A 26,234-nucleotide genomic window follows, 5' to 3' on the forward strand; every position below is an offset into this window, starting at 1 on the left:
TTCGGAAGAAGTCGCCTCACTTTTCAGTGAGCGCACAACCAACAGGAAACGTGTCCCGTCTAAGACGGCGAATCGACGAGGCATACATTCCGTGGGGGAGCACCGAAAATGCATGGGAACGCGCGGCGGCACCCGGACAGGAACTGGGTGTGAAAGAGATATCCCGGCCGAGGCGGGCCGCTGCACTGTTCGCCGCGGCCGTCACGATCACGGCGTTCTGCGCCGCCGACGCCCTTGCCCGCAGCTACCCGTTCGGCCCCCGCACCCGCAGCGTCAACGACCTGGGCAACCAGTACGTGCCCTTCCACGCCCACCTGTGGGACCTGCTGCACGGCAGGGCCGACGGCGGCTTCCTCGTCAACTGGCAGTCCGGCTACGGCTCCAGCTTCCTGCCCGACGTCGGCACCTACCTGGGCAGCCCGTTCGCGCTGCTCGTGGCCCTCTTCCCGCGGGACGAGATCGACCTCGCGGTGTACGTCGTCACCGGACTGAAGACCGCGGCCGCCGCAGCCGCCATGGCCTGCCTGCTGCTCACCCTGCGACCTAGGGGGTCTCTTCTGGATCATGCCGGCGACGCGGGGTCTGGCACGCGCATCTGCCGCGTTGTCGTCGGTTGCCGACTCCCCCACGCTCGGCTGCGCTCGCGCGGGGGGACCCCCATCGCGTCGACGCCCTCCTCCGCCTTGCAGCTGCACGCACCAGACCCCGCTCGGGTCGGCCGGAACGCGCCGTCGCTTTCCGCCGACCTGACCCAGAAGACACCCCCCGGCCGCTGGTGGGCGGCAGGACTGCTCGGCGCGTCCTACGCCCTGTGCGGCTGGAGCGTCGCCGACGCCTCCTACAACCCCATGTGGCTGGACGGCCTCATCGCGCTGCCGCTGCTGTGCCTGGTCGGCGAGTGGGCCATCGCCGGGCGCCGCCGCTACCTGGGCGTCCTCGTCGTGGCCCTCGCCTGGACCGCGAACTTCTACACCGCCTACATGGCCACCCTCGGCGCCGCCCTGGTCCTGCTGCTCCGGCTGCTGCTGGCGGACCTGCCCCGGCGGCGGGCGCTCGCGGCGGCCGGCCGCGCCGTGCTCACCGTGGTCCTCGGCGTGGGCCTCGCCGCCCCGCTGGTGACCGTCATCTACTTCGGCACCAAGCACGCCTACCCGGGCCGCGTCCGCCAGTTCGCCCCGGTGGCGAGCGAGGACGTGCTGGCCAGGCTGCTGCCGGCGACGTACGGCTTCGGCTCGCCGGCCGTCTACGTGGGCATCACGGCCCTGCTGCTCGCCCTCGCGCTGCCGTTCCACCGCGCGGTCCCCGTCCGGGTGCGTGCGGGCTGGACGCTCCTCGTGCTCGCGGTGACCCTGTCGCTGCAGTGGGCGCCGACCCACCTGGTCTGGCACGCCTTCGCCACCCCGCAGGGCAGCCCCTACCGCCAGGCCTTCGTGCTCTGCGGGCTGCTGGTGATCGCCGCCTGGCACGCGCTGTCGTACGGCCTGCCCGACCGGCGCGCGCTCACGGCGGCGGCCGGGCTGCTCGCCCTGATCGCCCTCGTGGCGAGCCGCAGCGACCTGGTGCGGGCCTTCGCCTGGCCGGTGCTGCTGCTCGCCACCGCCGGCGCCCTCGGCGGACTGGCCCTGCTCGCCCGCGCCGACGCAGGCCGGCGCACCCGGCTGGCCGGCTTGGCCGTCGTCCTCCTGCTCGGTGCGCAGCTCGGGGAGACGGCCGCCACCTCCGCCGTGGCAACCAGGCTGCGCCTCGGGCACCTGGACGACTATGCGCCCTGGGGCCAGCGGCAGCAGCGGCAGGCGGACGCCATAGCCGGGGCCGACGACTGGCCCCGGTACCGGACCGACCCCGGACGCGAGCAGACCGTCGGCAACGACCCGATGCTGGTGGGCGGCCAGGGCGCCCAGTACTACAGCAGCCTGACCTCCGACGTCCTCAGCCGTACGCTGACCGCGCTCGGCGACGGCTGGACCTCGCGCGGCCGCAGCGTGCAGAGCCTGGACAACGCCGTCACCGACGTCATCTTCTCGGTCGGCGCCCGGGTCCACTCGCCGCCGGACCCGCACCAGAAGCACCAGCCGCAGGACGGCGACCCGGTGACCGTGACCCGGCGCGACGTGCCGCCGCTGGTGACCGTGCGGACCGCTCCCGACCGGGCCGCCTTCGGGCCGTCGCCGTACCGCAACCAGGAACTGCTGCTCGGCAGCCGCGTCTACACGGTGCCCCGACTCGCCGTGCACGGCGACACCGGAAAGCCGGCCCGGGGAGGCCGGGTCGGTTCCGGGAACGCCGTCACGAGCCCGACGATCACGGCCCGCTGCCCGGCCGGGACCCAGGTCTACCTGTGGGCCCCGCACTACTCGGGCACGGCACGGCAGCACGGTGCCCACGCCGCCGCGCGCTTCCGCTTCGAGTACCCGCGCAACCGCGCCGCCATGGCGCCGCTCGGCCCGGCCCCGGCGTCCGGCCGGGTGCGCATCGAGCTGACCCCGGACCGCCCCGGCCACATCCCGGCCGGTGCGATCGGCTGCCTGGACACCGCACGCCTGCGCACCGCGGCCGCCCGCCTGAAGGCCACCGGCGCCACCGAGGTCACCGTCTCCGACGGCACCGTCCGGGCCCAACTGCCCGCGGGCAGCAAGGGGATCGCGGTCGTCGCCGCGCCCCGGATCGCCGGCTGGCGGTGCGCCACCGGCGGCGGCCCGGCCCGGCCGGCGGGGGAGTACCACGGGCTGATCGCCGTACCCCTCGACGCAACCGACGGCACCGCCGCGACCTCGACCACGCTGACCTGCACCTTCCACCCGCCCGGCCTGCGGCTGGGCACGGCCGTCGGAGGCGCCTCGCTGCTCACGCTCGCGCTGCTCGGCACCCTCACCGCCGTGCGCCGCAGACGCGCCCCGGCACCGTCCACGACCACACCACCACGCGAGCGCGTGACCACCGCACTCTGACCGCGCCCCTGGGGGGAACGCCATGCTCATATCGATCGTCGCGCCCTGCTACAACGAGGAGGACGTCCTCGAACGCTTCCACGAGGAGGTCCAGAAGATCGCGGACGAGCTGCTGCCGCTCGGCCACGACATGGAGTTCGTGTACGTCGACGACGGCAGCCGCGACCGCACGCTCGCCGTGCTGGGGCGCCTCGCCGACCGCGACTCGCGGGTGCGGTACGTCTCCTTCAGCCGCAACTTCGGCAAGGAGGCGGCCCTGCTCGCGGGCCTCAGGCACGCCTCGGGCGACTCGGTCGTCGTCATGGACGCCGACCTCCAGCACCCGCCGGAGCTGATCAAGCAGATGGTGGAGCTGCGCGGCCAGGGCTACGACCAGGTCATCGCCAAGCGCAGCCGCACCGGCGACCGCCTCACCCGCACCGTCACCGCCCGCCTGTACTACCGGCTCATCAACCGCATGGTCGACGTCGAACTCGTCGACGGCGTGGGCGACTTCCGCCTGCTGTCGCGCCGGGTGGTGGACGCGGTCCTGAACCTCACCGAGTACAACCGCTTCTCCAAGGGCCTGTTCGCCTGGGTCGGCTTCCCGAGCACCACCTTCGAGTACGAGAACGCGACGCGCGAGGCCGGCAGCAGCTCCTGGTCCTTCCGCAGCCTGCTCAACTACGGCCTGGACGGCCTGCTCTCCTTCAACAACCGTCCGCTGCGCGCCGCCCTCTGGCTCGGCATGGGCCTGCTGCTGTGCGCCGGGCTGTACACCGCCTGGATCGTGGGTGCCGCGCTGGTCAACGGGGTCCAGACGCCCGGCTACGTGACCATCATCACCGCCGTCACGGCCCTCGCCGGCGTGCAGATGGTCATGCTGGGAGTGATCGGGGAGTACACCGGCCGCATCTACTACGAGGTGAAGGGGCGCCCGCACTTCCTGGTGCAGGCGACCAATGTGGAACGGACGAAAGACCTCATTCCTTGAAGCGACAGATCGTCACCTTTGCCGCGGTCGGTGTGATCAACACCGCCACTTATTACTGTCTCTACCTGTTGTTCCTCACCTGGCTGCCCTATCTGGCCGCGCATATTCTAGCCTTTCTGTTCAGTATGATCGGATCCTTTTTCCTCAACGCGCGCTTCACCTATCGGACGCGGCCCACCTGGCGGAAATTCCTGCTGTTCCCGCTGACCAACGCCACCAATTTCCTGATCACGACCGCCGGGGTGTACGTGATCGTCGACGTCCTGCACGCCGGCAGCCGCTTCGCCCCGCTGCTCGCCTCGGCGGCCGCCATCCCCGTGACGTTCGTCGTGTCCCGCTGGGTGATGCTCCCCCGATCGATTGCATAAACGTGCATCGATACGTATAGTCATGCCATCCAGAGGAGGGTGGACATGGCGGTACGTGCGGCGGTGGCCGGAGCGAGCGGATACGCGGGCGGAGAGGTCCTGCGCCTGCTCCTCGCGCACCCCGAGGTCGAGATCGGTGCCCTGACCGGCAACTCCAACGCCGGGCAGCGGCTCGGCGCGCTCCAGCCGCACCTGCTGCCGCTGGCCGACCGGGTGCTGACCGAGACCACGGCCGAGGCACTTGCCGGGCACGACGTCGTCTTTCTTGCGCTGCCGCACGGGCAGTCCGCCGCCGTCGCCGAGCAGCTCGGTCCGGACGTCCTCGTCGTCGACATGGGCGCCGACTTCCGCCTCGCGGACGCGGCCGACTGGGAGAAGTTCTACGGCTCCCCGCACGCCGGTACCTGGCCCTACGGCCTTCCCGAACTTCCGGGCGCCCGCGCCCGGCTTACGAGGTCCAAGCGCATCGCGGTGCCCGGGTGCTACCCGACCGCCGTGACCCTCGCCCTGTTCCCGGCCTACGCGGCCGGACTCGCCGAGCCCGAGGCGGTGATCGTCGCCGCGTCCGGCACCTCCGGCGCGGGCAAGGCACCGAAGCCCCACCTGCTCGGCAGCGAGGTCATGGGCTCCATGTCGCCGTACGGCGTCGGCGGCGGCCACCGGCACACCCCCGAGATGATCCAGAACCTCAGCGGCGTGGCCGGCGAGCGGATCTCCGTCTCCTTCACGCCGACCCTCGCGCCGATGCCCCGTGGCATCCTCGCCACCTGCAGCGCGTCCGCCCGGGACGGGGTGACCGGCGAGTCCGTGCGCGCAGCCTACGAGAAGGCCTACGCCGACGAGCCGTTCGTCCACCTGCTCCCCGAGGGACAGTGGCCCGCCACGGCGTCCGTCTACGGTTCCAACGCCGTTCAGGTGCAGGTCGCGTACGACGCGGCGGTGGGCCGCATCATCGCGATCAGCGCCATCGACAACCTGACCAAGGGCACCGCGGGCGGTGCCGTACAGAGCATGAACATCGCCCTGGGTCTCGACGAGACCACGGGACTTTCCACGATCGGAGTCGCACCGTGAGTGTCACGGCAGCCAAGGGATTCACGGCGGCGGGCATCGCCGCCGGGATCAAGGAGAACGGCAACCCCGACCTGGCCCTCGTGGTCAACAACGGGCCGCGCCGTGCCGCCGCGGGCGTCTTCACCTCCAACCGTGTGAAGGCCGCGCCGGTGCTCTGGTCCGAGCAGGTCCTCAGGAGCGGCCAGGTGACGGCCGTGGTCCTCAACTCCGGCGGCGCCAACGCCTGCACGGGCCCCAAGGGCTTCCAGGACACGCACGCGACCGCCGAGAAGGCGGCCGAGGTGCTCGGCCGGGGCGCCATCGAGGTCGCCGTCTGCTCCACCGGCCTCATCGGCGTCCTGCTGCCCATGGACAAGCTGCTCCCGGGCGTCGAGACGGCCGGGGCCCAGCTCTCCGAGCACGGCGGCGAGAAGGCCGCCATCGCCATCAAGACCACCGACACCGTCCACAAGACGTCCGTGGCGACCAGGGACGGCTGGACCGTCGGCGGCATGGCCAAGGGCGCGGGCATGCTCGCGCCGGGCCTGGCCACCATGCTGGTCGTCCTCACCACCGACGCCGACCTCGACGGCGAGGTGCTGGACAGGGCCCTTCGAGCGGCCACGAAGGTCACCTTCGACCGCGTCGACTCCGACGGCTGCATGTCCACCAACGACACGGTGCTGCTGCTCGCCTCCGGCTCCTCCGGCATCACCCCGGAGTACGACGAGTTCGCCGAGGCCGTGCGCCAGGTCTGCGACGACCTCGGCCAGCAGCTGATCCGGGACGCCGAGGGCGCCAGCAAGGACATCAAGGTCGAGGTGATCAACGCGGCGTCCGAGGACGACGCCGTCGAGGTGGGCCGCTCCATCGCCCGCAACAACCTCCTCAAGTGCGCGATCCACGGCGAGGACCCCAACTGGGGCCGCGTCCTGTCCGCGATCGGCACGACGAAGGCCGCCTTCGAGCCGGACCAGTTGAACGTCGCCATCAACGGCGTCTGGGTGTGCAAGAACGGCGGCGTCGGCGAGGACCGCGAGCTGGTCGACATGCGCTACCGCGAGGTGCACATCGTCGCCGACCTGGCGGCAGGCTCCGAGACCGCCACCATCTGGACCAACGACCTCACCGCCGACTACGTCCACGAGAACAGCGCCTACTCCTCATGAGCACTGGAACGACGCGTAAGCACACCGCCCTGCCCAAGGCTCAGACCCTCATCGAGGCGCTGCCCTGGCTGACCCGGCACCACGGCAAGATCGTCGTCATCAAGTTCGGCGGCAACGCCATGGTGAACGAGGACCTCAAGGCCGCCTTCGCCCAGGACGTCGTCTTCCTGCGGCACGCCGGACTCAAGCCGGTCGTGGTGCACGGCGGCGGCCCCCAGATCAGCGCCGCCCTCGACCGGCACGGCATCGTCAGCGAGTTCAAGGCGGGCCTCAGGGTCACCACCGAGGACGCCATGGACGTCGTACGGATGGTGCTGGCCGGGCAGGTGCAGCGCGAGCTGGTCGGGCTGCTCAACCAGCACGGACCGCTCGCCGTGGGTCTGACGGGCGAGGACGCCCGCACCATCACCGCCACCAAGCACCAGCCCGAGATCGACGGCGAACTCGTCGACATCGGGCGGGTCGGCGAGATCACCGCGATCGACACGGGCGCGATCGAGGCCCTGCTGGCCGACGGCCGCATCCCGGTCGTCTCCTCGATCGCCCGATCCCAGGACGACGGACATGTCTACAACGTCAATGCTGATACGGCGGCTGCGGCTCTCGCTGCGGCACTGGGCGCCGAGACCCTCATGGTCCTCACCGACGTCGAGGGCCTCTACGAGGACTGGCCGGACTCCGACGAGGTGATCAGCCGCCTCACGGCGTCCGAGCTGGAGAAACTGCTGCCGGAGCTGTCCTCCGGCATGGTGCCGAAGATGGAGGGCTGCCTGCACGCCGTACGCAACGGCGTCACCACGGCCCGCGTCATCGACGGCCGGGTCCAGCACTCGATCCTGCTGGAGATCTTCACCGACGAGGGCATCGGCACGATGGTCGTGCCCGACGAAGCCGAGGGGGAGCAGTCATGACGGGTACCGCGACCAACGCAGAGCTGACCGCGCGCTGGCAGGGCGCGCTCATGAACAACTACGGCACCCCCCGACTGCCCCTCGTGCGCGGCGAGGGCGCCAAGCTGTGGGACGCCGAGGGCAGGCAGTACCTGGACTTCGTCGGCGGTATCGCGGTCAACGCGCTCGGCCACGCCCACCCGGCCGTGGTGGCGGCGGTGAGCCGGCAGATCGCCTCCCTCGGGCACGTCTCCAACCTGTTCATCGCCGAGCCGCCCGTCGCCCTCGCCGAACGCCTCCTGCAGCTCTTCGGCCGGGACGGCAAGGTCTTCTTCTGCAACTCGGGCGCCGAGGCCAACGAGGGCGCCTTCAAGATCGGCCGGCTGACCGGGCGCACCCACATGGTGGCGACCACCGGCGGCTTCCACGGCCGCACCATGGGCGCCCTGGCGCTCACCGGCCAGCCCGCCAAGCAGGCGCCGTTCCTGCCACTGCCCGGCGACGTCACCCACGTGCCCTACGGCGACGCCCAGGCGCTGGCCGCGGCGGTCACGGAGGACACGGCGCTCGTCATCATCGAGCCGATCCAGGGCGAGAACGGGGTCGTGGTGCCCCCGTCCGGGTATCTGAAGGCGGCCCGCGCGATCACCGCGGCCACCGGGGCGCTGCTCGTCCTGGACGAGGTGCAGACCGGCATCGGCCGCACCGGCAACTGGTTCGAGTACCAGGCCCACGAGGGCGTGCTGCCCGACGTCGTCACGCTCGCCAAGGGACTCGGCGGCGGGCTGCCGCTCGGTGCCACCGTGGCCTTCGGGCGCGCCGCCGACCTGCTCCAGCCCGGCCAGCACGGCACGACCTTCGGCGGCAACCCGGTCGCCTGCGCCGCGGGGCTCGCCGTCCTCGACACCATCGCGGACGAGGGGCTGCTGGAGAACGTGAAGCGGCAGAGCGCAGCATTGCGCGAGGGAATCGAGGCGATCGACCACCCGTTGATCGATTATGTCCGGGGTGCGGGCCTCCTCCTGGGTATCGTGCTCACCGGGCCGCTCGCACCGCAGGTGCAGCAGGCGGCCCAGGAGGCCGGGTTCCTGGTGAACGCGCCCGCTCCCGACGTCGTGCGGCTCATGCCGCCGCTGAACCTGAGCGACGACGAGACAGGCGCCTTCCTCAGGGCGCTGCCCGGCATCCTCGACGCGGCGAGCCCGGCGAACGGGGACGGACGATCCGGAGAATGAGACGACGATGAGCCAGGCGCAGGACCACGAGCACGCGGCGGGCGCCGGGCCCGCCGTGCCGCAGACCCGCACCGCACGGCACCGCCGGATCGTGGACATCCTCAACCGGCAGCCGGTGCGGTCGCAGAGCCAGCTGGCGAAGCTCCTCGCCGACGACGGGCTGAGCGTGACCCAGGCGACGCTGTCGCGGGACCTCGACGAGCTGAACGCGGTCAAGATCCGCAACAACGAGGGCGACCTGATCTACGCGGTGCCGAGCGAGGGCGGCTTCCGCACGCCCCGGGCGCCGCTCGGGGAGTCGGCGAAGGAGGAGCGGATGCGGCGCCTGTCCCAGGAGCTGCTGATCTCCGCCGAGGCCTCCGCCAACCTCGTGGTCCTGCGGACCCCTCCGGGGGCCGCCCAGTTCCTCGCCTCCGCCATCGACCAGGCCGAGCTGCACGACATCCTCGGCACCATCGCGGGCGACGACACGCTGCTGCTGATCAGCCGGGATCCCACCGGCGGGCAGGCCCTGGCGGACCACCTCCTGCGGCTGGCCCAGAACGGCCACTGACGGGCGCCGCCGGGGGTACGGGCGGAGAATGGGAATGTGATCTTCCGTCGCGAAGGCCGGGCAATCTCCTGGCGGGGGCGGACCGTATATGGAGGTATGCAAGGGATTCGGTTCCCGGTGGGCCGGCTCCCGGACGAGGCTCTGCTGTCCGGGCTGGCCACCGGTGATCCGGAACTCGCGGCCACCTTTGTACGGAGGTTCCAGCACACGGTCTTCGGCGTCGCCATCGCCGTCACCGGGGACCCACAGCTCGCCGAGGACATCGCCCAGCAGACGTTCGAGCGCGCGTGGCGTCATGCCCAGATCTACGACCCGCGCCGTGGCTCGGTGGCGACCTGGCTGACGACCATCGCGCACAACCTCGCCGTGGACGCGCTCCGGGCGCGGCGGAGCGAGCCGATGGCGCCGGAGGACCTCGACGTGCTCCTCGACGTCGTCAGCGAGACGCCCGAGCAGTGGGCGCTGGCCGACGAGGCCTCGGCCCGGCTGCGGACCGCCGTGGCACAGCTGCCACGGGAACAGGGTCGTGCCCTGGTGATGGCGGGCATCTACGGAATGACGGCTCAGCAGATCGCCGACTGGGAGAAGATCCCGCTGGGAACCGCCAAGACGCGGATCAGAACCGCGATGGCAAAGCTGCGGAACACGCTCACGTCTCCGAAGCGAGGCGACCATGGCCAGTGATGTGACCTGCGAGAAGCTCCGGGAGAGCGGCGCCGAGCTGGCACTCGGCGTGCTCTTCGGGCGCCAGCGGGCCGAAGCGGTCGAGCACCTGGAGCGGTGCGCCGACTGCCGGGAGTACGTCGGGCATCTGACGCTCGTCGGCGACCGGCTGCTCGGCCTGCTGCCGCCGGCCGAGCCGCCGAACGGGTTCGAGACCCGGGTGGCACGCGGACTGACCCGCGCCGCGACCGCGTCCGAGGGCCGCGCGCACCCGCACCCGTCGGCAGCCGAGCACAAGGGCCTCCGCGGCCGCGCCCGCCGGGCCCGGCTGCGGCTGGCCTCCGCCGTGGCCGCGCTCGCCATCGCCTGCGGCTTTGCCGGCTGGGGGATCGGTACCGCCGTCGAGGCGATCACAGCCTCGCCGGGCCCCGCCGTCGAGGTCGAACCCGTCCTGGTGGGAGACCTGGCCTCGCCCCACGGGGCCGAGCCGTCGGCCGGCGAGGTCTACGCCCACCCCGGGCCCCCCGGCTGGCTCTTCATGTCCGTCGACCTCACCGGCACCCACGCCTCGTACACCGGCAAGGTCACCTGTCTCCTGGAGCACGCGGACGGCACCACCACCCGCGTCGGTGACTTCGCCCTGCGCGACGGTCAGGGCCACTGGGGTACGGCGACCCCGATCGACCCCACCACGGTCACGGGCACCCGGCTGACCGCGCCCGACGGCACCGTCCTGGCCACGGCCGACCTGCGCATCGGCCAGGTCCAGGCCCCCGAGGAGGCGTGAACCCGGCCCACCCCCGGGACGGCCTCAGGCGCGCGCGCTGTGGCGCCGATGGGCGGGCGCCGTCGCGTCGAGGGCGGCAGCCAGCTCGTCGACGGTGGGCCGGGACGTCGGGTCGGCGCGCAGACAGCTGTCGACGGCGGCGGCGAGAGCGGCCGACAGCCGCCGCTTGGACGCGATGGGCGGGGCACTTTGCTCCAGCTGCGGACAGCGGTCCACCCGCCGCCCCTCGGAGGACTCGGCCGCGGTCCCGACGCGGCCGAACGGCACGTCACCGCAAGCGAGTTCGTACAGCGTGATGCCGATGCCCCACACGTCGGCAGCGGCCGTCAGCGACCCGCCGCGGGCCTGCTCCGGAGCCAGGTAGCGGAGCGTGCCCAGACCCGCGGGCGCGCTGCCGGGCGGCCGTGCGAGGCTCAGGTCCAGCACCTTCGCATGGCCGCAGTCCACCACCACGTTGGACGGCTTGAGGTCCAGGTGCAGCAGGCCCTGTCCGTGCAGGTAGTGGACCGCGGAGCACAGCTGCACCCCGAGGAGCGCCACGTCGGCGCCGGCCGCGCGCCGCGGCAGCCGGCCGATCAGGTGGGACAGCGTCTCACCGGTCAGTGTCTCCAGGACGACGAGCGGCTCGGGCGACTCGAAGGTCTCGTAGGCGCGCACCAGGTGGGGATGGGTGAACTCGCGCAGCCACCGGCCCTCCCGCAGCAGCCGGGCCCGCAGCCGCTCCTCGCCCAGCCGGTCGGGACGCACCGTCTTGATCACACAGCGGCAGGCCCGCTCCTCGCTCCAGGCGTCGTAGACGTCCAGCCAGCCGGTGCGCGTCAGGTGTGCCAGGACCTCGTAACCCGGGGCCGGTCTCGCGCCCGGTGGGCGGGGAGGCGGGGTGTCGCTCACGACAGGACCCTCCCCCCCGGCGCGTGCAGCCGGTGGAGCCGGGCGTACCTGCCGTCGCGCCGCAGCAGGTCCTCGTGGGTGCCGTGCTCGACCACCCGGCCGCCGTACAGCACCACGATGTGTGTGGCGTCGCGGACGGTCAGCAGGTTGTGGGAGATGACGACGGTCGTCCGCCCGGCCATGAGCCGGCGCAGCGGGTCCATGATCCGCCGGCCGGACCGGACGTCGAGCCCCGTGGTCGGCTCGTCCAGCAGCAGCACGGGCGCGTCCCTGATCATTGCGCGGGCGATCGCCAGGCGCTGGCGCTGTCCGCCGGAGAGCGTCCGGCCGCGCTGGCCGACCAGCGTGTCGTAGCCGTCCGGGAGCGCCTCGATGAACTCGTGGGCGTCCGCGGCGCGCGCCGCCGCCACGATGTCCGCCTGCGTCGCCTCCGGCCGGCCGTAGGCGATGTTCTCCCGCACGGTGCCGTGGAAGACGAGCGTCTCCTGCAGCACCACCGCGATGCTCTCCCGTACGTCGGCCAGGCGCAGCGAGCGCAGGTCGGTCCCGTCGAGGCGGACCGCTCCCCGGTCGGGGTCGTAGAAGCGCAACTGCAGTTTCGCGACCGTGGACTTGCCGGCCCCGCTGGCCCCGACCAGCGCCAGCGTCTCGCCGGGTGCCACATGGAAGGACACGTCGGACAGCGCCCAGGACGGGAGGCCCGGATAGCGGAACCAGACGCCGTCGAACTCCAGGTCACCGTGGGCCCGGCCGATCCGCCGGGCGTCCGCGGCCTCGGTCACCTGCGGCCGCTGGTCCAGCAGCTCGATGATCCGTTCCGCCGAGGCGGACGCCGCGTAGAAGGTGGTGCCGAGGCGGGACAGGTTGCGGACCGGGCCGTAGAGCTTGCCGATCAGCGCCAGGAAGACCAGCAGCCCGCCCAGCGTGAGCTGGCCCTGGGCCAGCTTCCAGGTGCCCAGGCCCATGACCGCGAGCCCGCCGGCCACCTCGATGACGTCGACGAGGGGGCCGTACACGCCACGGATCCGCGCCGAGGCCATCGCCGCCCGGTACCTGCCGACGTTCTCCCGCTCGAACCGCTGCTCCTCCCAGCCCTGCCGGTTGTACGCCTGCACCAGCGCGACGTTGCCCAGCGACTCCTCGGCGATGGCGCTGATCGAGCCGCTACGGCGCCTGCGCTCCCGCGACGCCGCCTTGATCAGCTTGGCGAAGTGCCGGGCCGTGCCCCAGAACAGCGGCACGATGACGAGGGCGAGGAGGGTGAGATCCCACTGCAGGTAGAACAGCAGGCCGAGGTACACGCCCAGGCTGATCACGTAGTAGAGGGCGTCCGCGACGCCGGAGAGCAGGAACGTCTCGACCGCGTCGACATCGCCCGTGACACGCGAGAGCACGTCCCCGAGCCGCCGGCGTTCGAAGAATCCGAGCGACAGCCCTTGGACGTGCCGGAACACATCGGCGCGAAGAGTGAGCAGGAAGCGTTCGCCGACCCAGGTGGACGTCACGTCGTCGGCGTAGGCGAGCACGCCGGAACCGACGATGAGTCCCAGATAGGTCGGCGCGATCCACAGGAGCGGCCGGAGATCACGGGGGACGAGTACGTCGTCCACGACGATCTTGAAGAGCCAGATCTCCCCGGCGTCGACGACGGGGCCGATCAGGCTGAAGAACACGATGGGCACGAGCCAGCGCCGGCCACCGCGGGTGTACGGCCAGAACCGCCGGAACACCTCACGCGGGGGCACCGGAGGCGCGGCCGCGACCACGGCGTCGGACGTCTCGCCCACCGACAGCAGCCGCCGCAGGACATGCGCCATGGCATGCGTCCCTCGGGGATCGGCGAAACGGACCGGGTTCTTCCGAATCCGGTCCGCTCACCCTCCGTGTGCGATCAGTGGCCGCTGTGGCCGTGGTCGTTGTGGTCGCCGTGGCCGTGACGGTCGCCGTGGTCGTGGCGGTCGCCGTGGTCGTGGCGGTGCCCGTGCCGCGAGGAGTCGTGCCTCGACGAGTCGTCGTCGTGGCCGTGGCCCTTCGCCGGCATGAGACTGCTGAAGATGGCCATATGCGTTCCTCCTGAAACTTGCCCCACAGGGGATACGTCCCAACGCGGGTGTTGGATGGCGTAATGGGGACAACTTGGTAGAAACGTCAAAAATTCCCCGTTCCAGTGTCCGATGTTCAACCGAACTGCCGTTCAGCCGAGCCGCGCCGCCAGCCCGCCCGTGCACCGCACCTCGTCACCCGCCGTGATCAGCAGTGCCTCCACGTCCGGCAGCGACTCGAGCCATGCCAGCCCCGCCCGCGACCCCATCGCGAACGCCGCCGTGGCCCAGCAGTCCACCCACGTCAGCCGGGGCCCCACCACGGTCACCGCGACCAGGTCCGTCACCGCGGACCTGCCGGTACGCGGATCCACGATGTGGTCGCCCCGCTCCGCCGTGCCGGACGTCGCCACCGACAGCTCGTCCACTCCGGCCGCCGAGATCACCGCCGCCAGTCCACCGGGGCGGAGCGGATCCGACACCCCGACCCGCCACGGCCGCTGCGGCTGCGGCGCGCCCAGCATCTGGACGTCACCGCCCCCGTTCACGCTGACCCCGCACACCCCGTCCACCGCCGCCAGCAGCCGCGCCGCCCGCTCCGCCGACCAGCCCTTCACGATCCCGGTCGGATCCAGCGACCCGCGGTACCGGGTACTGAACCACCCGTCACTCACCCGCTCCGCCTCGGCCGCCAGCTCCAGCACCTCGGCCACCTCGGGAGCGCACTGCGCCACGGTCAGCTCACCCCGGGCCAGGCGCGACACCTCGCTGTCCTCGCGGTAGGTGGAGAAGAGCGCGTCGACCCGGTGCAGGCCCGCGACCGCCTCGTCCAAGGCCTGCCGTACCGCACCGGATTCCCCGCCGCGGACGTCGAAGGAGAAGACGGTCCCCATGACCTCCTCCGCATGACGCACCGCGGCGGGAGCTTCAGCCGACTCGGCCACCGCGTCAGCCACCGGCCTGGTCGAGCGCCGACTGCAGCGACTGCTTGTAGCCGGTGCTGGTGTAGGTGGCCCCGGAGACGGAGTCGATGTTCGCGGTTCCGGCCGCCACCGCCTCCTGGTTGAGCTTGGGCACGGCGAGCTGGGTCTTCTGGTCGCTCAGTCCGCCCTTGGGCGCCTGCACCGCGTCCGCCTTGGTGATCTTCCCGTTGCTGACCGTGATCCGGACCTGGACCGTGCCGTACTGGGTCTGGACGGCCTTGCCGGTGACGGTACGGGCCTGCGCAGCGCCCGATCCGGCGGAGGAGCCGGAGGACGACCCGGAGGAGGAGCTGGAAGACGAGCCGGACGACGAGCCGGATGAAGACCCCGAGGACGCCTTCATCTTGTCCAGCGCCGACTGCAGCGACTTCTTGTACCCCGTGCTCGTGTACGTCGCCCCGGACACCGCGTCGATCTGCGCACTCTGCGCCGCCACGGCCTCCTGGTTGAGCTTGGGCACGGCGAGTTGGGTCTTCTGGTCGCTGAGTCCGCCCTTGGGCGCCTGCACCGCCTCTGCCTTGGTGATCTTGCCGCCCGCGACGGTCAGCCGCACCTGCACGGCCCCGTACTGGGTCTGCGCCGCGTCTCCGGTCACCGTGCCGGTGCCGGCGGCCTGCGCCCCGCCCTGCGGTGACTCCTGCGCCGCCGCCGTCTGCTGGGGTGCCGCGCCCGCCGCCGCAGCGGCCGCCGGATCCGAGGCGGGCTTCAGCGACAGCAGCAGCACGACACCGGACACGGTGGCGGCCGTGGCCAGCACGACGCGCCGAATGGGGTGGCTCTTCCTCATCGCTTCGCAGCTCCCGCTCACATCTCGAACGACTCGTGGTGGATACGGCGCGCGGGGACTCCCGCGCCGCGCAGTGCCTCGTACACCGACTGCGCGAACCCGGGCGGGCCGCACATGAAGACATCATGGTGATCGATGTCCGGGATCTTCCGCTGGAGGTTCTCCGCCGAGATGTCCGGCCGCTCGCCCTCGGGGCTGTTGACCGCGTACATCAGCCGGGCCCCGCGCTCCTCGGCGATCGCGGCCAACTCGTCCCACAGGGCCAGGTCCTGGGTGGTGTTGGCCCGGTAGAGCAGGGTGATGTCACCGGCCGCGCCGGGCAGCGTCTCGAACAGCGCCCGCATTGGCGTGATGCCGACCCCGCCCGCGACCAGCAGCACCTTGCCCTTGCTGCGCCGCTGGGCGGTGAGCGCGCCGTACGGGCCCTCCGCCCACACCCGGGTGCCGGGCGTCAGTTCGCGCAGCCGGGCGCTGTGGTCGCCGATCGCCTTCACCGTGATCCGCAGCATGTCGGGGCGGGGTGCCGCCGACAGCGAGTACGGGTGCGAGCTGAACCGCATCCCGGGAGCGAGGAACCGCCAGCGGAAGAACTGGCCCGCCTCCGCGCCCATCCGGTGCAGCTTCCGGCCGCCGATCAGCACGGACACGATGCCCGGCGTCTCCTCGATGACCGCTTCGACACGCATGCGGTGACGGAGGTTCAGCCGGATCGGGGTGAGGATCCGGTGCCAGAGCACCAGCGCGGTGACGGTGCCGTAGAGCACGTACCAGAAGGTCTTGGCGGACGGCTCGACCGCGAAGTCGTTGCCGGTGGTGATCTGGTGCCAGAACGTCAGGAACACGGCCGCGTACGTCAGCAGGTGGACGTGGTACCAGGTGTCGTACGGCAGCCGGCGCCGGACCGGGCCGATCGACGTCAGGCCGATGACCACGAACAGGCCCGTGCCGATGGCGGCCTTGCCCATGTCCGGCAGCTGGTTGATGGAGTCGATGGTCTGCTGGACGATGTCGCCGAGCGACTTGCCGGCCTGGAGCGCGTACCCCCACATGGTGAGGAAGACGTGCGCGACGATCAGGCAGAGCGTGTACCGGCCGCTCATCGCGTGCCAGCGGGCCACCCGGTCGGAGCCGACGCGCCGTTCCAGCGCCGGTACGCGCGCCATCTGCAGCACGACCAGCGCCATCAGGTAGCCGGCCAGCAGACCGGTGATGCGGCCCGCGTTCAGAATCCTGCTGTTGTCGTCGGCTATGGACGGTGTGTTGTGCCACCAGAGCCACAGCACGGCCGCCGCACCGGCCCACACCGCGAGCAGCAGCGGAACGGCCGGTGAGCGGCGCGGGCGGATGCGGCGCATCGTCTGGCGGCGGGCGGCACGTCCGCCTGCGAGCGTGGTGGTCACGGTTCCTCCGTCGGGACTTGACCGTTGGTCCACTGATACGTGCCGCATGCGCTGAGTGTTCAGAGCCCCGCCGAGTCGAGGGCGGACTGGAGTGACTGGCGGTAACCCTCGCTGGTGTACGTGGCCCCCGAGACCGTGTCGATCTGCGCGCTCTGGGCGGCCAGCGCCTCGCGCCGCAGCTGCGGCAGGGCGTAGCTGTTGATCTCCTGGTCGCGCGGGTTGTCCTGCGGATAGCTGACCGCCGTCACGTCCGTGAGCTTGCCGCTCTCGATCGTCACCCGCACCTGGACCGGTCCCCACCGGGTCTGGACGGTGTCGCCGGTGACGCGCTTGGTCCCCGAGCTGGAACCGGCCGTCGGGCTCGAACTGCTCGACGTCGTGGGTGACTTGGTGTCCGCCGTCGCCAGAGTGGGGCTGGTGTGCGGCTTCAGCGACAGCAGCAGCACCATCCCGGAGACGGTGGCGGCACTCGCCAGCACGATGCGGCGGAGCGGGCGGTTCTTGTTCAACGCGTGCACGCGGGCCTCACAGCTCTCACAGCTCTCACGGTTCTCACAGTTCGAACGACTCGTGGTGGATACGACGGTCCGGGACCCCGGCCGCCCGCAGCGCGCCGTACACGTCCTGCGCGAAGCCGTGCGGGCCGCAGATGTAGACGTCGTGGTCCGCCAGATCGGGGAAGGTCGCGCGCAGCGACTGCGCCGTGATGCTCGGCCGCTCCCCGCGCGGCCCGTTGAGCGCGTACAGCAGCTGCGCGCCCCGCCGGCGGGCGATCGCTTCCAGCTCGCCGCCCAGCGCCAGGTCCTCGGCACCGCGCGCCCGGTAGAGCAGGGTGACCTCGCCGGGCAGCGTCTCGAACAGCGCCCGCAGCGGGGTGATGCCGACCCCGGCCGCGATCAGCAGGGACCGCTGCCCGGTGGCCCGGTCGGCGGTCAGGGAACCGTACGGGCCCTCCGCCCACACCCGGGTGCCCGGCCGCAGCAGTGCGACGGCCGCGCTGTGGTCGCCGAGCGCCTTCACCGTGATCCGCAGCCGGTCCGGGCGCGGCGGCGCCGACAGGGAGTACGGCGTCGACGTCCAGCCCATGCCCTCGCCGAGGAACCGCCAGCGGAAGAACTGACCCGGCCGCGCGCCCAGCCCGTCCAGGTGCCGCCCGTGCACGACGACCGAGTACACGCCCGGCGCCTCCTTGTGCACCGACCCCACCCGCAGCCGGTGCCGCCGGTTGAGCCGGACCGGGGCGAGGACGCGGAACCACAGCACCAGGGCCGCCACCCCGAGGTACAGCGCGTACCAGAAGGCGGTGGCCACCGGCCTGCCGTTGAACTGCTCGCCCAGCGCCAGCTGGTGCCCGAAGGCGAGGAAGACGGCCGCGTAGGTGAGGAGGTGGACGTAGTACCAGAACTCGTAGCTCGTGCGGCGGCGCGCGGCGCGCACCGAGGTGACGCCGACCGCGAAGAGGATCACCGTGCCGGCGGTGGCCTTGAGCATCTCCGGGTAGTCCAGCACGACGGTGACCGCCTCGTGCCACAGCGAGGCCCGGTCCTGGGCGGCGTACCCGGCCAGGATCAGCGCGATGTGCGCGACGAGCAGGCAGACGGTGTACCGGCCGGCCATCGCGTGCCAGCGGGCCACCCGGTCGGAGCCGATCCGCACCTCCAGCAGCGGCACCCGCGCCATCAGGCCGACCAGCACCGCGCAGGCGTACCCGCACAGCAGCCCGGCGATGCGCCCGGCCCCGGTCAGCCGGCCCGCCGTACCGACCACGGCGCCCGTGTCCGCCCACCAGAGCGCGACCACGGCCGCCGCACCCGCCCACAGCACGGCCAGCACGGGCCCCGCGGGGGAACGCGGTGCGGTCAGGGGCAGGGGCGGTGTCGCCCGCCCCGCGTCCACGGTGCTCATGAATGGTCGTCCCTTCGTCCGTCGTGCCAGGCCACTGTGCGGTCCGAAGCTCTGAGGGACCTCTGAGCGGGCGCCGTACCCAGCCGACTCAGAGGAAACTCAGAGCCGCCCGGGCGGCCGGCCGGCCCGCGCACGAGCGATGCTGGGAGACGCGATGAACACCACCCGCTCCGGCCGCCCCGCCCTCACCCGACCCGACGGCACCCCGCTGCGCGTCCTCGTCGTCGACGACGACCCCGACCTCGCGGAGGTGCTCACCGGCGCCCTGCGCTACGAGGGCTGGGAGGTGCGCGCGGCCGGCGACGGCGCCTCGGCGGTCACCGCCGCGCGCGAGCTGCTGCCCGACGCCGTCGTCCTGGACGTGATGCTCCCGGACACCGACGGCTTCGCCGTGCTGCGCCGCCTGCACGAGGTGAAGCCGGACGTCTGCGTGCTCTTCCTCACCGCCCGGGACGCGGTCGAGGACCGCATCGCCGGCATCACGGCGGGCGGCGACGACTACGTCACCAAGCCCTTCAGCCTGGAGGAGGTCGTCGCCCGGCTGCGCGGACTGCTGCGCCGCGCCGGCATGGCCCGCCAGCTGGAGGAGGGGCCGCGGCTGACCGTGGGCGACCTGGTCATGGACGAGGAGGCCCGCGAGGTGACCCGGAACGGCGAGCTGATCGAACTCTCGCCCACCGAGTTCGAACTCCTCCGCTTCCTGATGCGCAACCCGCGCCGGGTGCTGAGCAAGACGCAGATCCTCGACCGGGTGTGGTCGTACGACTTCGGCGGCCGGGCCCACGTGGTCGAGCTGTACATCTCCTACCTGCGCAAAAAGGTGGACGCGGGCCGCGAACCCATGATCCACACGGTCCGCGGGGCGGGATACGTCATGAAGCCGGTGCCCCGGTGAGGCCCGTACGACGCCTGCCCCGGCCCCGCACCCTGCGCGCCCGGCTCACCTTCGCCCTGGTGATCCTGCTCGCCGTGAGCTGCGCGGCCGTGGGACTCGCCGCGGTCGTCGAGCTGAACGGCTTCCTCACCCAGCGTCTCGACGAGCAGCTCACCCAGGTCGGCACCCGGTTCCCGGAGAGCCTGGAGCACCCGGGCCCGGGGCAGGACGGCCGGGTGCCCGACGACCACGACGGCGACGAGCACGGCGACACCCGCCGCCTGGCCACCGGCACCTTCGGCGCCCGCCTGCTGAACGGTCAGGTCACCAGCAAGGGCCTCATCCGCTCCGGCGACCCGTCCGCAGACCTGGGCGTCGACCTCACCGCCAGGGACCGGAAGCGGCTGGCCGCCGTACCGGCCGACGGCAGACCGCACACCGTCGAACTCTCCGCCCTGGACGACTACCGGGTCGTGGCCACCCCGGGCCGGGACGGTGACGTCCTGGTCGTCGGCCTGCCGCTGGAGCCCGTCCAGGCCGCCGTCCACCGTCTGGAACTGGTGGCCGGCATCGTCTTCGGCCTCGCGCTGGTGGCGACCGGCGTGGCCGGGGCCTTCTGGGTCCGCTGGTCGCTGCGCCCGCTCAGCAGGGTCGCGGCGACCGCCACCCGGGTCAGCGAACTGCCGCTCGCCAGCGGCGAGGTGGCCCTGCCGCCCCGGGCCCCGGAACCCGACACCCGCAGCGAGGTCGGCCGGGTCGCGGCCGCCTTCAACCGCATGCTGGGCCATGTCGAGGATGCCCTGACCAAACGCCACGCGAGCGAGGAGCGGCTGCGCCGCTTCGCCGCCGACGCCAGCCACGAGCTGCGCACCCCGGTCGCCTCGGTCCGCGGCCACGCCGAGCTGGCCCTGCTGCACCCGGGGCCGGTCCCACCGGAGGTGACCCGCGCCCTGGAGCGCATCGCCGCCGAGTCCTCCCGCATGGGCGAGATGGTCGACGACCTGCTCCTGCTGGCCCGCCTCGACGCGGGCCGCCCGCTGGAGCGCCGCCCGGTCGACCTGACCCATCTGGTCCTGGACGCGGTGACGGACGCCCGGGCCGCCGGCCCCGACCACCGCTGGACCCTGGACCTCCCGGAGGAACCGGTCACGGTCACGGGCGACACCCACCGCCTCCAACAGGTGTTGGCCAACCTGTTGGCCAACGCGCGTGTGCACACACCCGCTGGCACCAAGGTGACGGTGACCCTGGAAACCGGGGACGGCTCGGCCCACCTCTCGGTCCACGACGACGGCCCCGGCGTCCCCGAGGAAGTCCAGCCGGGCGTCTTCGAACGCTTCACCCGCGCGGAACACCGCCGCCGCCGGGACGCCCCCGGCGGAGGTGCGGGCCTCGGCCTGTCGATCGTGGCGGCGGTGGTGGAGGCGCACGGGGGGAGCGTCGGGCTGGAGAGCAGGCCGGGGTCGACGACGTTCACCGTACGGCTGCCCCTCGGCGAGGTCAGTAACGCGTGATGGCCGTGGCGCCGTCCGTGGTGCCGATCGCTACATGCGGCTTCCTGTCGGGGTCCGCCCACGTCAGGATCCGTTGCATCGCATCCTCGGGTACGGACACGCAACCGGCGGTGGCCGCCTTCCCGTTGACGTGCAGAAAGATCCCGGCGCCCCGCCCCCGCACCGGCTCGTCGTAGTTGAACCCGATGACAAGCCCGTACGCGTACGTCCCGTAGGAGCTGAGCTGCTCGGACTCCGCGGCCCGGCAGTCGGCCGGAAGGGGATCCACCCAGCGGTTGTACGCGGTCGAGTCGGGGTCCTCGCACCACCAGGAACTCCCCTTCACCGCCCGGTACTCGAACCGCGTCCCGCTCGGCGCCGCCTTGATGCCGAAGGCGAACGGAAGGCGGTACAGCCCGGTCGGCGTGGTCTTCGTGCCCTGCGTCCGCGACTGCCCCTCCACCAGCCCGTTCGCCCCGAACCGCGCGGGCGCGGACCCGGCCTGGACCCACTGGCCGTCCCGCAGGTCCCACCACGTGAGCGTGCCGGACGTCGCGTCGGTGTCCGGCGCCTGAGCGGTGATCAGCTGGGTGCCGCCCCCGGTGTCCGCCAGCTGCGCGGGCAACGGAACCGGCGCCTGCCCGGGCATGAAGCCGAGCAGGCAGACGGACGCGGACACGAGGGCGACGACGGCACTGGGGCGCATGGCTCAGACGGTAGACGGAGGGAGCGGCAACGGCAGTCCGGGCAGTCCGTCCAGGCTGGTCGCGATGTGCTCCTTCTTGGTGAAATAGGCACTCAGCGAGTCGTCGTCCTCGCGGGCGAACCGCTTGGCGTGCAGATCGCGGTCCTCCTCGTAGGCCATATGGGGGACGGCGTATCCGCAGCTGTCCCGCACCAGTTCGGCGTGGACGACGATGACCGCGCGCAGGCCGTGCAGGCTCGGGTCGATGTCCGGGAAGCGGGCGACCAGTTCCTGGAAGCGCGGGTCGTCCCGGAAGACCGCCTCGCCCCGGCCGTGCACCCGCACGATGTTCGGCGGGCCCTGGAAGGCGCACCACATGAGGGTGATGCGCCCGTTCTCCCGCAGGTGCGCGACGGTCTCGGCGTTGGACCCGGCGAAGTCGAGGTACGCCAGCGTGAGTTCGTCCAGCACCACGAACGAGCCCTTGAGACCCTTGGGGGAGAGGTTGACCGTGCCCTCTGCGGAGAGTGGCGCGGTCGCCGTGAAGAAGAGTGGCTGCTCCTCGATGAACGTCCGGAGCCTTCCGTCTATGCGCTCATAGATCTTTCCCATGTCTAACGATTATTGACGGTAGTCGTTCGGCTGTCTAAGGAATTGCCGGATTCGCTCGACCGGATTCGCCGCGGCCGCCCCGGCCGGCGCTGTCCGACGGGGCGGCCACGGCTGCCGGTCATCTCACTTGGTGAGCGTGCAGGCGGCCAGCGAGTCCAGCCCCGTCGGCTTGGTGCCCTTGCGGCCGATGGAGATGGCGATGCGGTCGATGGTCGAGACCCGCTTGTCCTTCAGCGGGCCGAGGATCGCGTTGTTGACGAAGTTGGGCCCGCCCTGGCCCACGGTGTTCTTCAGTCGCGTGTTGGCCTCCTGGATCTGCGTCTGCAGCAGGGCCAGGTTGCGGTCGACCTCGGCCTTCGCGGATGCCGGGACGGCCGGCAGTCTGGAGGCCACGTCCGGGCAGGTGATCGTGCCCGCCGCGGTGCTCCCGCCCGCCGCGGCCCCGCCGCCCGACTGCCGGCCGGCCGCGGTGCCCGGGGCCGTGGAGGCGGACGCCCGGCCGCCGCCCGCGTTCGCACCACCGCCCCCGACCCCGCCCGCGTTCAGAGTGCAGGGCGCCAGCGCGTCCAGCCCCGTCGGCTTGGTGCCCTTGCGGCCGATGGAGATGGCGATGCGGTCGATGGTGGAGACGCGCTTGTCCTTGAGGGGGCCGAGGATCGCGTTGTTGACGAAGTTGGGCCCGCCCTGGCCCACGGTGTTCTTCAGCCGCGTGTTGGCCTCCTGGATCTGGGTCTGGAGGAGGGCGAGGTTGCGGTCGACCTCGGCCTGGGCGGAGGCCGGAACCGCGGGCAGCTTCGACTTCACGTCGGGGCAGGTGATGGTGCCGGGGCTCGCGAGGGTGCGGGCGTTCGCGGCGCCGTTGCTCTTGGCGGGCGTCCCGGCGAGGGCGGAACCGGCGATCACCGCGCCGGAGAGCACCACGGCGGCAGCGCCGCCGATGATCGCCACACGACGCTTGTTGTACTTCGGAAGTGCCCTGGACATGCGACTGCCTCACTTGGGTCAGGAGTGGGTTGTGATCAACGTGGCGCCGGCGTTCGGTGGGGAGTACGAGAAAGCGGTTGCCATTGTTCAAGCGGTCCGAGAATTGACGAATCATGCAGACCTCTGCATACTCATGCATGTCAGCAAGTGCAGTGTGAGGAGAAACCCGTGACCGAGCGCGTCGTACTCGCCTATTCGGGCGGTCTGGACACCTCCGTCGCCATCGGCTGGATCGCCGAGGAGACGGGCGCCGAGGTCATCGCCGTCGCGGTGGACGTCGGCCAGGGCGGCGAGGACCTGGACGTCATCCGCAAGCGCGCCCTCGCCTGCGGTGCTGTCGAGGCCGAGGTCGCGGACGCCAGGGACGAGTTCGCCGAGGAGTACTGTCTCCCGGCGATCAAGGCCAACGCCCTCTACATGGACCGCTACCCGCTGGTCTCCGCACTCTCCCGGCCGACGATCGTCAAGCACCTCGTCGCCGCCGCCAAGAAGCACGGCGCCACCACGGTCGCCCACGGCTGCACCGGCAAGGGCAACGACCAGGTCCGCTTCGAGGCCGGCATCGTCGCCCTCGCCCCCGACCTGAAGTGCATCGCCCCGGTCCGCGACTACGCGATGACCCGGGACAAGGCGATCGCTTTCTGCGAGGAGAAGCAGCTCCCGATCGCCACCACCAAGAAGTCCCCGTACTCCATCGACCAGAACGTCTTCGGGCGCGCGGTCGAGACGGGCTTCCTGGAGGACATCTGGAACGCGCCGATCGAGGACATCTACGAGTACACGCAGAACCCGGCCGTGGCCCGCGACGCCGACGAGGTGATCATCACCTTCGAGGCGGGCGTCCCCGTGGCCGTCGACGGCAAGCCGGTCACCGTCCTGCAGGCCATCCAGCAGCTCAACGAGCGCGCCGGCGCCCAGGGCATCGGCCGCATCGACATGGTCGAGGACCGCCTCGTCGGCATCAAGTCCCGTGAGGTGTACGAGGCTCCCGGCGCGATCGCCCTGATCACCGCCCACCAGGAGCTGGAGAACGTCACCGTCGAGCGCGAGCTGGCCCGCTACAAGCGGCAGGTCGAGCAGCGCTGGGGCGAGCTGGTCTACGACGGCCAGTGGTTCTCCCCGCTCAAGCGCGCCCTGGAGGGCTTCATCGACGAGGCCAGCCAGCAGGTCTCCGGCGACATCCGGATGACCCTGCACGGCGGCCGCGCGGTCGTCACCGGCCGGCGCTCGGACTCGTCCCTGTACGACTTCAACCTCGCCACCTACGACACCGGCGACACCTTCGACCAGGCGGCGGCCAAGGGCTTCATCGACATCTACAGCCTGTCGTCGAAGATCGCGGCACGGCGTGATCTCGCCGGCGGAGCCTGACGCCTACCTGGCCTGAGTACGGTTCGGACATCCACACCTTCTCTAGGAGCAGCGCAAGTGAGCAGCAACAGCGGTGACGTACGGCTCTGGGGCGGCCGTTTCGCCGACGGACCCGCCGAGGCCCTGGCGAAGCTGTCCGCGTCCGTCCACTTCGACTGGCGGCTCGCGCCCTACGACATCGCCGGTTCACGCGCCCACGCGCGCGTGCTGCACAAGGCGGGGCTGCTCTCCGAGGACGAGCTGACCCGCATGATCGCCGGGCTCGACCAGCTGGAGGCGGACGTCGCGAACGGCTCCTTCGTGGGCACGATCGCCGACGAGGATGTCCACACCGCCCTGGAGCGGGGCCTGCTGGAGCGACTCGGCCCCGACCTCGGCGGCAAGCTGCGCGCGGGCCGGTCGAGGAACGACCAGGTCGCCACCCTCTTCCGGATGTACCTGCGGGACCATGCCCGGATCATCGGCGGCCTGATCGCCGACCTCCAGGACGCGCTGATCGGCCTCGCCGAGGCCCACCCGGACGTGGCCATGCCCGGCCGCACCCACCTCCAGCACGCCCAGCCGGTGCTCTTCGCCCACCACGTGCTGGCCCACGTCCAGTCCCTGTCCCGGGACGCCGAGCGGCTGCGCCAGTGGGACGAGCGGACGGCCGTGTCGCCGTACGGCTCCGGCGCCCTCGCGGGCTCCTCCCTCGGCCTGGACCCGGAGGCGGTCGCCGAGGACCTCGGCTTCGAGCACGGCAGCGTCGGCAACTCCATCGACGGCACGGCCTCCCGTGACTTCGTCGCCGAGTTCGCCTTCATCACCGCGATGATCGGCGTGAACCTCTCCCGGATCTCCGAGGAGATCATCATCTGGAACACGAAGGAGTTCTCCTTCGTGACCCTGCACGACGCGTTCTCCACGGGCTCGTCGATCATGCCGCAGAAGAAGAACCCGGACATCGCCGAGCTGGCGCGCGGCAAGTCGGGCCGCCTGATCGGCAACCTGACCGGTCTCATGGCCACGCTCAAGGCGCTGCCCCTCGCCTACAACCGCGACCTCCAGGAGGACAAGGAGCCGGTCTTCGACTCCTGCGACCAGCTGGAGATCCTGCTCCCCGCCTTCACCGGCATGATCGCCACGCTCACGGTCAACCGCGAGCGCATGGAGGAGCTGGCCCCGGCCGGCTTCTCGCTCGCCACCGACATCGCCGAGTGGCTGGTCAAGCAGGGCGTACCGTTCCGCGTGGCCCACGAGGTCGCGGGGGAGTGCGTGAAGGTCGCGGAGGCCGACGGCAAGGAGCTGGACGAGCTGACCGACGAGCAGTTCGCGAAGATCTCCGCCCATCTGACCCCCGAGGTCCGCACGGTCCTCAACGTCCCCGGCGCCCTCGCCTCCCGCGACGGCCGCGGCGGTACGGCACCCAGCGCGGTGGCCGTCCAGCTCACCGAGGTCAAGGCGGACGTGGCGGCACAGCACGGGTGGGCCACGGCCAAGCAGGCCTGACGGCCGGACCGCAGTGGACAGCAGGGCCCGGACATCGCGTCCGGGCCCTGCCTGCTGTCCGGACCGCTCGATAACGGATG

General features: G+C 71.7%; 25 protein-coding genes. 14 read left to right on the forward strand and 11 right to left on the reverse strand.

Translation table 11 applies throughout. The features are described 5' to 3' along the window. Positions 1 to 149 precede the first annotated feature (149 nt). From ACFYZZ_RS31005 to ACFYZZ_RS31050, 10 genes are all read left to right on the forward strand, one after another. The gene (locus ACFYZZ_RS31005; RefSeq protein WP_389182867.1) at positions 150 to 2,948 is read left to right on the forward strand and encodes a YfhO family protein; all 2,799 of its coding nucleotides are present in this window, start codon (positions 150 to 152) and stop codon (positions 2,946 to 2,948) included. A 22-nt stretch (positions 2,949 to 2,970) separates the two neighbouring features. Further along, positions 2,971 to 3,921 (forward strand): glycosyltransferase family 2 protein, encoded by a 951-nt coding sequence (locus ACFYZZ_RS31010; protein WP_389182869.1) that lies wholly within the window; start codon positions 2,971 to 2,973, stop codon positions 3,919 to 3,921. Then, positions 3,918 to 4,289 (forward strand): GtrA family protein, encoded by a 372-nt coding sequence (locus tag ACFYZZ_RS31015; RefSeq protein ID WP_389182872.1) that lies wholly within the window; start codon positions 3,918 to 3,920, stop codon positions 4,287 to 4,289. The genes ACFYZZ_RS31010 and ACFYZZ_RS31015 overlap by 4 nt, the downstream gene beginning before the upstream one ends. A 45-nt stretch (positions 4,290 to 4,334) precedes the next feature. Then, entirely contained in the window at positions 4,335 to 5,363 is a 1,029-nt protein-coding gene (argC, locus tag ACFYZZ_RS31020; RefSeq protein WP_389182874.1) for an N-acetyl-gamma-glutamyl-phosphate reductase, read from the forward strand. Further along, the gene (gene argJ / locus ACFYZZ_RS31025) at positions 5,360 to 6,511 is read left to right on the forward strand and encodes a bifunctional glutamate N-acetyltransferase/amino-acid acetyltransferase ArgJ (RefSeq protein ID WP_389182877.1); all 1,152 of its coding nucleotides are present in this window, start codon (positions 5,360 to 5,362) and stop codon (positions 6,509 to 6,511) included. The genes argC and argJ overlap by 4 nt, the downstream gene beginning before the upstream one ends. Further along, on the forward strand, positions 6,508 to 7,422 hold the full coding sequence (gene argB, locus ACFYZZ_RS31030; RefSeq protein ID WP_389182880.1) for an acetylglutamate kinase: 915 nt from the start codon (positions 6,508 to 6,510) through the stop codon (positions 7,420 to 7,422). The genes argJ and argB overlap by 4 nt, the downstream gene beginning before the upstream one ends. After that, positions 7,419 to 8,636 (forward strand): acetylornithine transaminase, encoded by a 1,218-nt coding sequence (locus ACFYZZ_RS31035; RefSeq protein WP_389182883.1) that lies wholly within the window; start codon positions 7,419 to 7,421, stop codon positions 8,634 to 8,636. The genes argB and ACFYZZ_RS31035 overlap by 4 nt, the downstream gene beginning before the upstream one ends. Positions 8,637 to 8,643: 7 nt before the next feature. Next, positions 8,644 to 9,189 (forward strand): arginine repressor, encoded by a 546-nt coding sequence (locus ACFYZZ_RS31040; protein ID WP_386574773.1) that lies wholly within the window; start codon positions 8,644 to 8,646, stop codon positions 9,187 to 9,189. Positions 9,190 to 9,285: 96 nt separating this feature from the next. Then, the gene (locus tag ACFYZZ_RS31045; protein WP_389182885.1) at positions 9,286 to 9,873 is read left to right on the forward strand and encodes an RNA polymerase sigma factor; all 588 of its coding nucleotides are present in this window, start codon (positions 9,286 to 9,288) and stop codon (positions 9,871 to 9,873) included. Continuing rightward, complete coding sequence (locus ACFYZZ_RS31050; protein WP_389182888.1) at positions 9,863 to 10,639, forward strand: hypothetical protein; 777 nt, start codon at positions 9,863 to 9,865, stop codon at positions 10,637 to 10,639. Before ACFYZZ_RS31045 ends, ACFYZZ_RS31050 begins: the two co-directional genes overlap by 11 nt. A 24-nt stretch (positions 10,640 to 10,663) precedes the next feature. On the opposite strand, the gene ACFYZZ_RS31055 is transcribed toward ACFYZZ_RS31050, so the two are convergent. The 8 genes from ACFYZZ_RS31055 to ACFYZZ_RS31090 all read right to left on the reverse strand — a co-directional run bounded on the left by ACFYZZ_RS31055 (position 10,664) and on the right by ACFYZZ_RS31090 (position 18,647). Further along, positions 10,664 to 11,530: a serine/threonine-protein kinase gene (locus ACFYZZ_RS31055; protein WP_389182891.1), complete on the reverse strand. Its 867-nt coding sequence runs from the start codon at positions 11,528 to 11,530 to the stop codon at positions 10,664 to 10,666. Beyond that, a complete protein-coding gene (locus tag ACFYZZ_RS31060; RefSeq protein ID WP_389182893.1) occupies positions 11,527 to 13,347 on the reverse strand; it encodes an ABC transporter ATP-binding protein in 1,821 nt (606 codons plus the stop codon). The genes ACFYZZ_RS31055 and ACFYZZ_RS31060 overlap by 4 nt, the downstream gene beginning before the upstream one ends. Positions 13,348 to 13,421: 74 nt before the next feature. After that, a complete protein-coding gene (locus ACFYZZ_RS31065; RefSeq protein WP_389182896.1) occupies positions 13,422 to 13,592 on the reverse strand; it encodes a hypothetical protein in 171 nt (56 codons plus the stop codon). A 132-nt stretch (positions 13,593 to 13,724) separates the two neighbouring features. After that, positions 13,725 to 14,465 (reverse strand): FAD:protein FMN transferase, encoded by a 741-nt coding sequence (locus tag ACFYZZ_RS31070; RefSeq protein ID WP_389182899.1) that lies wholly within the window; start codon positions 14,463 to 14,465, stop codon positions 13,725 to 13,727. A 55-nt stretch (positions 14,466 to 14,520) separates the two neighbouring features. Next, positions 14,521 to 15,342 (reverse strand): FMN-binding protein, encoded by an 822-nt coding sequence (locus ACFYZZ_RS31075; protein ID WP_389182902.1) that lies wholly within the window; start codon positions 15,340 to 15,342, stop codon positions 14,521 to 14,523. A gap of 17 nt (positions 15,343 to 15,359) precedes the next feature. Then, positions 15,360 to 16,742 carry a ferric reductase-like transmembrane domain-containing protein gene (locus ACFYZZ_RS31080; RefSeq protein WP_389182904.1) on the reverse strand — a complete coding sequence of 461 codons (1,383 nt, stop codon included), beginning with the start codon at positions 16,740 to 16,742 and terminating at the stop codon, positions 15,360 to 15,362. Between the two features lie 59 nt (positions 16,743 to 16,801). Beyond that, positions 16,802 to 17,260: an FMN-binding protein gene (locus ACFYZZ_RS31085; RefSeq protein ID WP_389182907.1), complete on the reverse strand. Its 459-nt coding sequence runs from the start codon at positions 17,258 to 17,260 to the stop codon at positions 16,802 to 16,804. Between the two features lie 34 nt (positions 17,261 to 17,294). Further along, positions 17,295 to 18,647 (reverse strand): ferric reductase-like transmembrane domain-containing protein, encoded by a 1,353-nt coding sequence (locus ACFYZZ_RS31090; protein ID WP_389182910.1) that lies wholly within the window; start codon positions 18,645 to 18,647, stop codon positions 17,295 to 17,297. Between the two features lie 154 nt (positions 18,648 to 18,801). Between ACFYZZ_RS31090 and ACFYZZ_RS31095 the strand changes: the two genes are divergently transcribed. Together ACFYZZ_RS31095 and ACFYZZ_RS31100 are read left to right on the forward strand one after the other, a co-directional pair. Then, on the forward strand, positions 18,802 to 19,542 hold the full coding sequence (locus tag ACFYZZ_RS31095; RefSeq protein WP_389182913.1) for a response regulator transcription factor: 741 nt from the start codon (positions 18,802 to 18,804) through the stop codon (positions 19,540 to 19,542). Next, positions 19,539 to 21,035, forward strand: a complete 1,497-nt coding sequence (locus ACFYZZ_RS31100; protein WP_389182916.1) for a sensor histidine kinase — start codon at positions 19,539 to 19,541, stop codon at positions 21,033 to 21,035. The genes ACFYZZ_RS31095 and ACFYZZ_RS31100 overlap by 4 nt, the downstream gene beginning before the upstream one ends. Here the strand turns inward: ACFYZZ_RS31100 and ACFYZZ_RS31105 are convergent. From ACFYZZ_RS31105 to ACFYZZ_RS31115, 3 genes are all read right to left on the reverse strand, one after another. Continuing rightward, a complete protein-coding gene (locus tag ACFYZZ_RS31105; RefSeq protein WP_389182919.1) occupies positions 21,022 to 21,720 on the reverse strand; it encodes a L,D-transpeptidase in 699 nt (232 codons plus the stop codon). The genes ACFYZZ_RS31100 and ACFYZZ_RS31105 overlap by 14 nt on opposite strands. Positions 21,721 to 21,723: 3 nt before the next feature. Continuing rightward, positions 21,724 to 22,311 (reverse strand): pyridoxamine 5'-phosphate oxidase family protein, encoded by a 588-nt coding sequence (locus ACFYZZ_RS31110; protein WP_389182922.1) that lies wholly within the window; start codon positions 22,309 to 22,311, stop codon positions 21,724 to 21,726. A gap of 123 nt (positions 22,312 to 22,434) precedes the next feature. Further along, positions 22,435 to 23,295, reverse strand: coding sequence for a hypothetical protein (locus tag ACFYZZ_RS31115; RefSeq protein ID WP_389182925.1), 861 nt, complete (start codon positions 23,293 to 23,295; stop codon positions 22,435 to 22,437). Between the two features lie 168 nt (positions 23,296 to 23,463). Between ACFYZZ_RS31115 and ACFYZZ_RS31120 the strand changes: the two genes are divergently transcribed. Beyond that, positions 23,464 to 24,666, forward strand: a complete 1,203-nt coding sequence (locus tag ACFYZZ_RS31120; RefSeq protein ID WP_389182928.1) for an argininosuccinate synthase — start codon at positions 23,464 to 23,466, stop codon at positions 24,664 to 24,666. Positions 24,667 to 24,723: 57 nt separating this feature from the next. Beyond that, complete coding sequence (gene argH, locus ACFYZZ_RS31125) at positions 24,724 to 26,154, forward strand: argininosuccinate lyase (protein WP_389182931.1); 1,431 nt, start codon at positions 24,724 to 24,726, stop codon at positions 26,152 to 26,154. The last annotated feature ends 80 nt before the right edge of the window (positions 26,155 to 26,234 follow it).

Origin of the sequence: Streptomyces sp. NPDC001816, from assembly GCF_042892235.1 — a bacterium.
In the GTDB taxonomy this organism is placed as follows: domain Bacteria; phylum Actinomycetota; class Actinomycetes; order Streptomycetales; family Streptomycetaceae; genus Streptomyces.